We start from the raw sequence: 11,861 nt of genomic DNA, 5'->3' as shown, positions 1-11,861 counted from the left end.
ATGAAACTGATTGACAACGTAAACAGTCGTTTAGGCGATGACTTAAAGGGAAGCATTAAGAAAGGCAGTAAGCTGAGCATTGCAGCTTCTTCTTTTTCAATTTACGCGTATGAAGCATTAAAAAAAGAACTGGACAAAATAGATGAATTACGGTTCGTATTTAGCTCTCCGGCCTTTATTGAAGAAAACTTCACGAAGCAAAGTCGCTTATTTTACATTCCCCATATCTACAAGGAAACGGAATTGTGTGGCGGAGAATTTGAATTGCGATTAAAAAACCAGCTGAACCAAAGGGCCATTGCACGGGAGTGTTCTAAATGGGTGAAAGAAAAGGTTGTTTTTAAATCCAATAAGCACTACAATCTTCCTATCAACGGCATGATTCATGTCCAAAACCCGAATACGGAAGAATTCGCCTATTCAAATGTGAGCAGTTTTACCACTTCTGATTTGGGAATTACCCACAAAAAAGGCTTCCCGACGCTCATTCAGAAGTCAGATTACCCCGACAGCCAAGCGTATCTGGAGTGGTTTAATCAAATTTGGGAGAATGAGGAAGATTTAAAAGATGTAACCCAAAAAGTGCAGAACTACTTTGAAAGTGCTTATAAAGAAAATAGCCCGGAGTTGATTTACTTCATTACTCTGTACAATATTTTCAACGACTTTCTGCAAGATATGTCCCTGGATACTTTGCCCAATGACCAAATAGGTTTTAAAGACACCATTATTTGGAGTAAACTCTATAACTTCCAAAGAGATGCCGTCATTGGGGCTATCAACAAACTTGAGAAATATAATGGGTGTATTTTGGCCGATAGTGTTGGATTAGGTAAAACCTTTTCGGCCCTCGGGATTATAAAATATTACGAGATGCGTAATAAAGATGTTTTGGTCCTTTGCCCCAAAAAACTGGAAGCCAACTGGAACATGTATCGCCATAATGATAAAAACAATTTTTTATCTGGAGATCGCCTTCGATACGATGTACTTTTCCACACGGACCTCGGTCGGGAAAAAGGGATGAGTAATGGTCGTAACCTTGAATCCGTCAACTGGGGCAATTATGGGCTTGTTGTCATTGATGAATCCCACAACTTCAGGAATAACAATACGGTGATTAGTAAGGAAAACAGGTACCAAAAATTAGTCCGAAAAATCATCCAGGAAGGCATCGAAACAAAAGTACTTATGCTTTCCGCTACCCCCGTTAATAACCGTTTTAATGACCTTAAAAATCAGTTGGCGTTGGCCTATGAAGGAAATGCCGCCAACATTGACCGTAAATTGAATACAGAAAAAGGGATTGAGGTAGTATTCCGAAGGGCACAGGTAGCTTTCAATAGTTGGAGCAAGTACGATACTGCTCAGCGCACCACCGAAAAACTCTTGGATATTCTTGATTTTGATTTTTTTGAGATTCTTGACTCTCTAACCATTGCCCGGTCTAGAAAGCACATCACCACTTATTATGATACAACGGCAATAGGCAAATTCCCTGAAAGAAATAAGCCTGTATCTATTCAAAGCCCTTTAACGGAACATGATGAAGCCACCTACGTGGATATTGCAGAAAAACTCACTTTACTGAATCTTTCCATTTATTCGCCACTTAATTATATTTTACCAAGCAAGATTACATTTTACGCAGATTTATACGACAAAACGGTAAAATCAGGGAAATTAACCCAAATTGACCGGGAAAAAAGCCTCCAAATTCTGATGCGTATCAATTTGATGAAGCGTCTGGAAAGCTCGGTAGATTCATTCAGAATTACCCTGGAAGGGATTATTACGCAAATTGAATATGCTCTAAAAACCATAGAGCGGGGAGCGAAAGGGGAGTATGAAGGAATTCAGGCAAAGTTAAATGATGAAGAGTTTGACTGGGAAGCTGATTGGGGTGACGAAGAAAATGTAATAGGCAGAAAAATAAAGGTCCATGTTTCTGATATGGATACCCGAAAATGGAAGGAAGATTTAAATGAAGACCTTATCATACTTAACCAATTGTGGGACAGTATTGTAGATATTTGGGGTAAGAAAGATTATAAGCTCCAGCAACTCATCGCTCTTTTGGATAACAAAATAGTAGAACCTTTCAATCCAGGAAATAAGAAAGCTATTATTTTTACCGCCTTTGCCGATACGGCAAATTATCTGTATGAAAACATTCAAAGTTATCTAAAAGAGAAGTATGGCATCAATACCGCGTTAATAACCGGTTCAAGAAAAATAAGCAATGCTAAAACCATATCTTCTGACTTAAATGCCTTACTTACCTGTTTTTCACCCTTATCAAAAGATAAAGCCCAGTTGTATCCCCGACTGAATGAATCCATTGATTTATTGATTGCCACTGATTGTATTTCAGAGGGTCAGAACTTACAGGATTGTGATTATCTGATTAATTATGATATTCACTGGAACCCCGTAAGAATCATTCAACGCTTTGGCCGAATAGATAGAATAGGATCGAAAAATGAGAGCATTACCATGGTCAATTTCTGGCCTGATGTTACCCTTGATGCCTACATTAACCTGAAACAGCGTGTAGAAAGCCGAATGCTGATAAGCAATATGGCAAGCACGGGAGATGATAATATTCTCAATACAGATGAAAAAGATTTAGAATACCGTAAAATACAGCTTCAAAAGTTACAGGATGAAGTGATTGACTTGGAAGAGTTAAGAGAAGGAGTAAGTATTACTGATCTTGGGCTAAATGATTTCCGGGTTGACCTTACCAATTACATCAAGACCTATGGAGAATTAAACCATGTACCTGAGGGACTTCATGCGGTAGTAGAATCGACAGAACTTTTACAATCGGGGGTTATCTTTGTGTTGAAAAATGTGAACTCAGGAGTTAATATAAAGAAGCTCAATCGCCTGCATCCTTATTATTTGGTCTACATTAAAAACTCCGGTGAGCTTTATCTTAATCATGTAGAATCAAAAAAAATTCTGGATGCCATGCGTATGTTGTGTAAAGGCAAAAGTGAACCTCTGACAGAACTTTGTGAAGCGTTGAGTGTTCAAACGGATGAATACCATAATATGGAAGCCTATTCTTCGCTTTTAAAACAGAGTATTGGTACCATACTTCGAACAGAAGAAGAAAAAGAAATTTTCAGTTTATTCAAAGCAGGAGGTACCACAGCTCTTAAAGATAAGTTCAAAGGTATTGAAGATTTTAACCTTATTTCATTTCTAATCGTGCGATAAATGGAGATATTCAATCTGCCTCCAACTGCCAAAGTAAATAAAGTAATTCCTAAAAATGCTTTTGATGCTTATACTAACGTAAAGCAGAAGAAGTTATTTACAGACCTCATTTCCCGTATGAGTTGGGTCTATAAGCTTTCGTCTGATACCATTAATTTGGAACCAGGTCAAGTTCAGGAAATTCAGGTTTTTAAGGTAGAGTTAAAAGTAAAGGAAGATATTCAGCCTCTACTTGACATTATAGACAAAGCCATTCCTTACAGCATTGTTTTCGTGGTAGAATTTGAGGACAGTATCTACCTGTCTACTTCAACCAAACACCCTCATCCAGTTAACGAAGATAATTCAGTAATAGATTGGACTTTCAGGACAACATGGTTCGTTCCCTCAGAAAACAAGTATTCTTTTCGATTGAAAAAGAGTCTGGAGGCTGTTTATAAAGATTTTTGCATACAGTTATCTGAACAATCGGAAGTGCAACCTAAAACTTTGCAGGATTTGGTAGAATTTAAACGGCAGATACAGGCCATTGAAAAAGATATAGCAAAGCTTAAAGCAAATATCGCATCCTGTAAACAATTTAATCGAAAAGTGGAGTTGAATTTAAAATTGAAAGCTAAAGAGAAGGAGTTGGATGAGCTGCAAATGTCTTGATTTTTATAACCTTAATTACCTGATTTTATACAAAAATTAGAGTTTATTTAATTCACTAATACATTGTTAAGTAAATAGTTTTGTTTTTTACCCGCAGAAGTGCGCTGAATAATGCAAGCGCAGATTTTCGCCGAAAAAAGGGGGGCATATAGCCAATAAGTAATTATGCAAAATTAAACTGAATTTTTGAAGCGATTTAATTGTTTGATTGTCAGGATTTTATTTTCAAATTAACTCATTTTCAAATTCGCACATTTACTTAATCTGCGTTTTTTGCGACTTTCAATCTGCGCCAATCGGCGGGTAAAATTTAAAGAAACTTAGCTAACACTGTACTAACTTATAATCAGATGTACTTCCCAGCCTCGTCCAGAACCCAAAAAAGCCCAGATTTTTCTGAGCTTTTTTGGTTAGTGACTATCTCCCCTAATTTATGGAAGATATTACTCTTCTTTGGCCCCCAAGGGAGTAGGGGTCGAAATATTTGCCCCAAAGAAAATAGCGTTTAAAAACATCTTTTCGGTACCATACCACACGCCTCTGAAATTAGGATTGTCGGCAAAGAGAATGGTACGGCCGCTGCCTTCGGGTGAGACGAGCACACCCGCCGAGCCACTGATTTTTTTGAGGGTTTGAGGGTGAACATATCCCGTCAGCCAAGGTTTGTCAGAATACTGTACTACGGTGCTGTAGGGATTTTTGGAAGGTTCTAGTAGCGTGTTGCCATTTCGGTAAAGGGTTATTTTTCGGTTTTTGTACCCAAATCCAATCGGATGTGTGATGTCAATGTCAGCTTCAAACATAGTACCTCCCGTATTTTGAGCGCCTTCGTTGGCGGCCGCATCTTCGTAATTGACGCGAATATTTTTGCTCGAATCAGATATATTACGGATACGGAGGGTTTCGTGGGCAATGTCGTTTTTGAGTGCCCATTCAGTGGCCGTTTTGAGGGTAATGAGCGTGCCGCCATTCGCTACCCACTGTTTGATTTTGGGCGCTAAGGAGCGATCATATTGACCCGATACCATCACGATGACGTTGTAGCGACTGAGGTTGAGGCGGGGCAAGGTCGCTATGTCAACTTTCGTGATGGGCATTCCTACGTGGGTATCAAGCCAATACCACACTTCGCCCGCTTCATAGCTTGCTACTCCTTGGCCCGTTACGATGAGGGCTTCGGGTTTGGTTACTTTCTGGAAATTGTTGCTTCCCAAATCAATTCCGCTTTGACTAAAACCGCTAGGAATTCCTACAAAATTAACTTGTGCTTCTTGCCCGATTGTTTTTATTGTTTCAAAAAGCGTAGTAGCGTTGAGGCGTTGCCCTTGTACGGGTATCATCAATGAGCCATGCCCGTAGTTTTTGTCCCCAATTTTGAAAGTACGCATCGCTACTTTGGTGGTGATGTTGTGTTCTAATAATTTATACAGGGCTTTGGTCGCCATAAAATCAGAAAAATCTAACAAATAAGCATATTCAGACTTAACAGGGGCAACCGTGGGAGTTTTTAGGAAATCTTCGGTAAGGCGGGTGTTTTTGGCAGGGAGGGTTTTGAGTTCGGCATGTGTAAGACCAAATGCCAGGGGCATATTCCAAGCGGAGGCGTCATAAAACAAGCTATCGGCAAATTTGGTGGGCTTCTCAAAAATACTCTGCACCATTCGATATTGGGGTTGCGCCGTCGGAACAAACAAGGCTTTACCTTTTTCAAAGGTCTTTCCGTCCGTGTTTAAGTTGTCAGAAAGTTGATAGCTTTCGATTTGATGGTACAATAAAAATTGGGCAAATTTTTTGAGCTTGTTCGCATCCTGATTGTCGCCTACGATGTATCCTTTGATGGGTTGCTTGTTGGCATCACTGACCGCACTAGCAAAAAAATCGCGTTGAAATTTAAGCAGATTTTGACGTTCGTCTACGGCTGCTTGACAGGTAGCTAAAGCACATACCAATTGGTTGCGAATGGTAAAAGCGAAGGTCACAGGGCCATGCTGACTATCTTGAATGTACCCACGCGAACTAGCTTGTTCAAACAATAGCCCCAATCCTCCCTGAATATCGGGATAGCTTGACCCATAGCCAGGATAAAGGTTGTCGAAGGATTCTTTGGTATAATACAGCGACCCAATCGCATTGAGGGCATTTTCGTAGTATTTGGCAAATTTGGTATTGAGGGTTTTGTAAACATAAGCCGGTATCAGTGGGTTTTCGGCATTTTCTTTGGAAGGTTCGAAGAAAAAAGTGGCGTTGGTTCCCATTTCGTGATGATCCGTGACAACATTGGGAAGCCATTGATGATAAAATTTAAGGCGGTTTTGGCTTTCTACGTGTACGGCAAGGTACCAATCGCGGTTGAGGTCAAACCAGTAGTGATTGGTACGTCCACCAGGCCATACTTCATTGTGTTCGCGGTCGTTGGGGTCAGCTACAAGGGGAGTGCCTTTGTTTTGGTTGACCCAGCTCACAAAGCGATCTCGACCGTCGGGATTGAGTACGGGTTCGATGAAGACTACGGCATGGTCGAGCCACTTTTTTACTTCTTCCTCTTCGGAAGCCGCCAGATAGTAAGCCGCCAAAATCATGGCTTCGCCGCCGGAGGTTTCGTTGCCGTGTACATTGGCCCCCAATTGTACCAAGACCGGCATCTTGGAAATGTCGGGCATGGGTGCGGAAGGATTGACGAGTTTGGTTCGCTCTTGCTGTATTTGAGGTAGTTGTGAAATATTGGAAGGTGACGAAAACATCACTACCAGATGAGGACGCTTCTCGTAGGTTTCGCCGATGACACTCACACTGACGCGGTCGGAGAGGCGGTCGAGCTCGTACATATAAGCCACTAGCTTGTCGTAGCGGGTTTGGTGATCGCCGATAGCGTAGCCCAAATACTGCTGAGGAGAAGGAATAGCAGGATTCAATTTTTTGCCGCCAAAAAAGTAGTCATTTTGACTATACACGGTAAATGTGTAAAAAAAGAACGCAAAAAGTAAAGGTTTAAACATATTGTTGAGATTGATGATGAATAGGATATTCCAAAGATAGGGGTTTGTGGATGGCCTTTGTTCTATTGAAAGAAAATTTTGTTACTCCATTATATTATCACCTAAGTTTTAGCCACTATAGTTTGTTTTTTTGTATTTTTGAGTTGTTACGATTTTTTTACACTTGTCAACCTAAACTATGAAAAAAACGCTCTACACCTTACTAGTGTTGGTAGGAATGTGTTCAATCAGCGGAGCTCAGTCCAAAAAATCTCCCAAACTTACACCTGAACAAGCCCGCCTCGAAAAACTCAAACAAGAAGCGGCGGCGGGAGTTGAAAAACGCGCCCAATTGGGACAACAAATCAACGACATGCTCTTTAGCTTTTCTGAACTCGGTTTTCAGGAAGTAGAAAGCTATCGCTATCTGACCGAGTTACTCGAAAAAAACGGCTTTACCGTTGAGCGTGGCATTGCCAATATGCCTACGGCATGGCTGGCAAAGTGGGGAAGCGGCAAACCCGTAATAGCGATTGGCTCGGACGTGGATTGTATTCCTAAGGCATCCCAAAAACCGGGGGTAGCCTACCAAGACCCGATTGTGGTGGGTGCGCCGGGTCATGGGGAGGGGCATAATTCGGGGCAGGCGTTGAATATTATTTCGGCTTTGGCCGTGAAAGAAATCATGGAGCGCGAAAAAATCCCTGGAACCTTGGTCTTATGGCCGGGAGTCGCCGAGGAATTGGTGGGAGCTAAAGCATTTTATGTGCGTGATGGCTACTTCAAAGATGTAGATGCTTGTATCTTTACGCACGTTGGCAACAACCTAGGCGTTTCGTATGGTGATGCTGGCAACAATGGTTTGGTGTCGGTGCGGTTCAATTTTGAAGGAGCCGCTGCCCACGCGGCAGGAGCGCCTTGGCGCGGACGTAGCGCGTTGGATGCGGTTGAATTGATGAATATTGGTTGGAATTTTCGCCGTGAGCACTTAGAAGTTACTCAACGCTCTCACTATGTGATTCCCGACGGTGGCGACCAGCCCAATGTAGTTCCTTCCAAAGCTGCCGTTTGGTATTATTTTCGTGAACGTTCTTATCCCAAAATCAAGAAACTGTTTGATATTGGGGTCAAAATTGCGGAAGGAGCTGCTTTGATGACAGATACCAAGTTTACTTACGAAATCTTGGGCTCGGCTTGGCCGGGGCATTTCAATAAGCCTATTGCTGAAGCCATGTATCAAAACATCAAAAAAGTAGGTTTGCCCACTTGGTCAGAAGAAGATCAAATGCTAGCAATGGCTTCCCAAAAAGAACTACAAGCTCCCAAAATTTCAGGGCTAGCAACAAAAGTGGATACAATCGGCCTCCCTGCTGACTCTCCTACCCGTATGATGGGCGGGCAGGCGATGTCGATAGGTGGTGGCTCTGATGATATTGCCGATATTTCTTGGTCATTGCCGACTATTGTACTTCGCTATCCTTCAAACATTCCCGGATTGCCGGGGCACCACTGGTCCAATGCCATTTCTATGGCGACGCCCATTGCGCACAAAGGAGTCGTGTATGGTGCCAAAGCTGAAGCGATGACTTTGATTGATATGTTGCTCAAACCTGAGATTATCAAGGATGCGTGGGATTATTATAAAAATGAGCAGACCAAAGAAATGCAATACACGCCTTTGATTTCGCCCAAAGAAATGCCCGCTGTATATCTCAATCGTGAGATAATGAACAAATTCAAGCCCGAACTTTCGAAGTATTATTATGACCCTACCAAGTATAAGACTTATTTGGAGCAGCTAGGTATCAAGTATCCCACTTTGAGAGACGACCAAAAAGAAGATTTGAAAAAAATAAAACTAGAGAGTGGGAAGTAAGTGCTAAAGATGCCCAGAGACTTTCTAAGTTTAAGTTTTGAAGTGATTTGGATTCAATAGGCTAAAAACTTAGAAAGTCAAGCCTAGAATTTGAAAATGAATGAGTTTTTTTAAAAGAGAAAAAGCGCCGCAATTACAGTTTGCGGCGCTTTTTTTTTATCCTTGGTGTATCGTGTACCTAAACAAAGGGGGCTCTACTTTATCATTAGCAAATTGCTTACTAATATGCTCATGTACATAATAATACGTTTCCCAGAATGTCTCCGCTTTGGTCCACACTCTCACGTCAAAATGAATGGCGTTTTCGGTGAGTTTGGTGACCAATACATCATGCTTGGTTTTGGTGGCATAAGGGCAAGCGGCGATTACTTTCTCGATACTTGCGCGGATTTTGTCGACACCATTCTGACTTCCTGCCGCAAACACCATGTCTACTCTAATATCGCCTTTGGCCGAAATATTAGTGATAGGGCCTGTTGAAAGAGGGCCATTTGGGAGCGTGATGGTTTTGTTGTCAACCGTAACCAACACCGTATCGAAGATGCGAATAGCTTCTACCGTGCCAGTAAATCCTTGTGCGTTGATGAGGTCGCCTACTCTGAAAGGTTTAAATACCAACAGTAAGACCCCGCCCGCAAAGTTGGCAAGGCTGCCTTGTAAAGCAAGCCCAACGGCCAAGCCTGCCGCTCCCAAAATCGCGACAAAGGACGTAGTTTGAATCCCCAAAATACCAGCACAACTCAACAAAAGCATGATATTGAGCCCTACGGTAATCAATGACTTTACGAAAGGCTGTACGTCTCTATCAACGTGGCTGCTAGTCATGCGGTCGCTAATGACCTTGTTGATACGACTAATAATCATCCGCCCAATCATAAATACCACAATGGCAAGCAAAATCTTGCCGCCATATTGAGTAATAGCAAGTACGATTTGGTCTTTGATAGAAATAAGGTTTTGTTCCATAGGGTAAAATAGTTTAGTTTCATGCTATGACTACTTTCCCTTGGCTTTGGTCACTTCATTTACTATAAAATTTTGAAAATCAGTACTAGTACACCGCCACAAGTTCTATTTCAATAAACTTGTCGGGTTGTACGAGGGCGGCCACTCCAATGGTAGAGCGACAGGGTTTGGTGGGGTTTTCTTTGGTGCCAAAGTACTGTGCATAAGCATCAAACCATCCTTGATAATCGATTTTATTGTTCTGAAACATATCAGGAGCTACATATACGCGCAGGTAAAGCACATCTTTGAAGGTGAGTTTTTGAAGTGCCAAAGCCTGATTCATTTTTTTTAAAATACTCAGAGCTTGGGTTTTGGTATTGCCAAAACGCGCATAACTGCCTACTTGAGCCGTACTATCTGCTACATCTGCGACGATACCACTCGTCCAGTACATTTTTTTGCCCTCTGGCACAATTGCTCCCGACGAAATGGCCGAAGAAGGGTTTCCAAAAAAAGTAACCGCTTGGGCTTCGACTTCTTGAAATGTAAAGCACAGGCAGATACATCCCCAAAACGATAAAAGTAATTTTTGCATAATTTTTAGTTTTTGTGTTGTGAAATGTTGGATTTTGAAATATAATTTTTGAGAATGTAAAATAACTAAAATTATATTTTGTTGTACATTGATTTAAGAGTAGATTTGATAAAATCCTCCGAAGGCCGCACGGAGACAATAATTCAATCAACAATCTAACCTTCTCATATGAATCGTCGTGGATTTATCCAACAAGCCGCAATAGCGGGTAGTTGGGCGGCCGTAGGTGGTACTGTTGCTTCTTGTGCAAGTGCAGCCAAAGGCTATGCTGACAAGCACTTTCAAATCAACATGGGATACTACCGCATCCCCAAATTACGCCTTTCGATGGACCGAATTGTCCGCGAAACAGTGGGCTTGCGTCCCTTTCGTTCGTTGGGGCCTCGGCTAGAATCTGAGCAGCTTGGGTCTAAAACTATTGTGCACAATTATGGTCATGGCGGCAGTGGCTGGTCTCTATCGTGGGGAACAGGCATGATGGCGCGTGAAGAAGTTTTGAAAACGGGTATCAAGCAAGTGGGTGTTATTGGGGCAGGTACGATTGGTCTCACAACCGCCCGTTTGCTTCAAGAACGCGGGATTGAAGTCACGATTTATGCCAAAGAATTGGCACCAAACATCACGAGTAGTTTGGCTACTGGGACTTGGTCGCCGTCGTCGCGGGTATGCGACCCTCAAAAAATAAAACCCGAATTTAAAGAATGGTGGGAAAAAGCTACTCGTTTGTCTTTCAGGGCATTTCAGTTTCAATTGGGGCTCAACGATATTATCTCTTGGGTAGATGAGTACAATGTTTTTGATGAGCCTCCTGCCGAACGCCCCAACTCCGAAATTTTTGCTGATTTGGCAGGATTGGTTCCTGAACGTGTTCCGCTCACCAAAAAACAACATCCTTTCAAGGCAGATTATGTATCAAGGCGTTCAAATGTGATGATCAATATCCCTACCTATCTCCACAAGCACATGACTGATTTTTTGTTGTTTGGCGGAAAAGTGAAGATTCACGAAATCAAACGTTTGGAAGATATTGATGCTTTGCCCGAAAAATGCATCGTCAACTGTATGGGTTTGGGGGCAAAAGCTATTTTTAATGACGAACACCTAACTCCCGTTTCGGGGCAGCTTTCGTGTTTGATTCCGCAGCCCGAAGTGACTTACAAGCTCAATACCAAAGGGGCAAGTATCATCTCACGCAAAGACGGTATCTATTTAGGAGGCAATGGTATCGTCGGAAATTGGGATACCACCCCTAGTCGTGAGCAGACCGAAAAGGTAGTGGGAGTGTTACAAAAACTCATGGAAGATATGCGTAGTTAAAAAAAAATGGAGAAGCATTCCAACCTTTTATTCCCCAATGACGTCTAGTGATATATAGGACTGCCTATTAACTGCTGACATTTCATCTCGAAATATAGACATCTATTGGGGTAAACAATAGACATTCGTGTGAAAAAGCGTGACCGTTGGTCGCGCTTTTTTTGTTTTAAGACCTACCAAGTTTCCAAAACTTGATAAGCCTTAAAAGTGGAGAGCTGGAGACTTCCTAAGTTTCCAAAACTTAGGAAGTCTATCATTTCACAACTTG

At 41.9% G+C, this 11,861-nt stretch carries 7 protein-coding genes; 4 read left to right on the top strand and 3 right to left on the bottom strand.

Translation table 11 applies throughout. The features are described from left to right. Window positions 1–3,228 (top strand): helicase-related protein, encoded by a 3,228-nt coding sequence (locus tag G563_RS0115450; RefSeq protein WP_028666115.1) that lies wholly within the window; start codon window positions 1–3, stop codon window positions 3,226–3,228. Beyond that, window positions 3,229–3,882, top strand: coding sequence for a DUF4391 domain-containing protein (locus G563_RS0115445; protein ID WP_028666114.1), 654 nt, complete (start codon window positions 3,229–3,231; stop codon window positions 3,880–3,882). 443 nt (window positions 3,883–4,325) lie between these two features. Here G563_RS0115445 and G563_RS0115440 read toward each other — a convergent pair whose 3' ends face one another. After that, window positions 4,326–6,878: a M14 family metallopeptidase gene (locus G563_RS0115440; RefSeq protein ID WP_028666113.1), complete on the bottom strand. Its 2,553-nt coding sequence runs from the start codon at window positions 6,876–6,878 to the stop codon at window positions 4,326–4,328. Window positions 6,879–7,056: 178 nt separating this feature from the next. Here G563_RS0115440 and G563_RS0115435 point away from each other — a divergent pair, with 178 nt between their 5' ends. Further along, entirely contained in the window at window positions 7,057–8,733 is a 1,677-nt protein-coding gene (locus tag G563_RS0115435) for an amidohydrolase (protein ID WP_028666112.1), read from the top strand. Window positions 8,734–8,889: 156 nt separating this feature from the next. On the opposite strand, the gene G563_RS0115430 is transcribed toward G563_RS0115435, so the two are convergent. Beyond that, a complete protein-coding gene (locus G563_RS0115430; protein WP_028666111.1) occupies window positions 8,890–9,699 on the bottom strand; it encodes a mechanosensitive ion channel family protein in 810 nt (269 codons plus the stop codon). Window positions 9,700–9,784: 85 nt separating this feature from the next. After that, entirely contained in the window at window positions 9,785–10,276 is a 492-nt protein-coding gene (locus tag G563_RS0115425) for a RidA family protein (RefSeq protein WP_028666110.1), read from the bottom strand. Window positions 10,277–10,444: 168 nt separating this feature from the next. Here G563_RS0115425 and G563_RS0115420 point away from each other — a divergent pair, with 168 nt between their 5' ends. Beyond that, window positions 10,445–11,593 carry an FAD-dependent oxidoreductase gene (locus G563_RS0115420; protein ID WP_028666109.1) on the top strand — a complete coding sequence of 383 codons (1,149 nt, stop codon included), beginning with the start codon at window positions 10,445–10,447 and terminating at the stop codon, window positions 11,591–11,593. Window positions 11,594–11,861 lie beyond the last annotated feature (268 nt).

This window comes from Runella zeae DSM 19591 (assembly GCF_000423565.1).
GTDB lineage: Bacteria > Bacteroidota > Bacteroidia > Cytophagales > Spirosomataceae > Runella > Runella zeae.
The sequence above is the reverse complement of the archived record's forward strand: the minus strand, read 5'-3'. Positions and strand labels throughout refer to the sequence as shown.

What these genes read in the sequence shown, in the direction of transcription:
- G563_RS0115440 (WP_028666113.1), bottom strand. Translation starts at nt 6,878, where the DNA reads ATGTTTAAACCTTTACTTTTTGCGTTCTTTTTTTACACATTTACCGTG.
- G563_RS0115435 (WP_028666112.1), top strand. Translation starts at nt 7,057, where the DNA reads ATGAAAAAAACGCTCTACACCTTACTAGTGTTGGTAGGAATGTGTTCA.
- G563_RS0115420 (WP_028666109.1), top strand. Translation starts at nt 10,445, where the DNA reads ATGAATCGTCGTGGATTTATCCAACAAGCCGCAATAGCGGGTAGTTGG.
- G563_RS0115450 (WP_028666115.1), top strand. Translation starts at nt 1, where the DNA reads ATGAAACTGATTGACAACGTAAACAGTCGTTTAGGCGATGACTTAAAG.
- G563_RS0115425 (WP_028666110.1), bottom strand. Translation starts at nt 10,276, where the DNA reads ATGCAAAAATTACTTTTATCGTTTTGGGGATGTATCTGCCTGTGCTTT.
- G563_RS0115430 (WP_028666111.1), bottom strand. Translation starts at nt 9,699, where the DNA reads ATGGAACAAAACCTTATTTCTATCAAAGACCAAATCGTACTTGCTATT.
- G563_RS0115445 (WP_028666114.1), top strand. Translation starts at nt 3,229, where the DNA reads ATGGAGATATTCAATCTGCCTCCAACTGCCAAAGTAAATAAAGTAATT.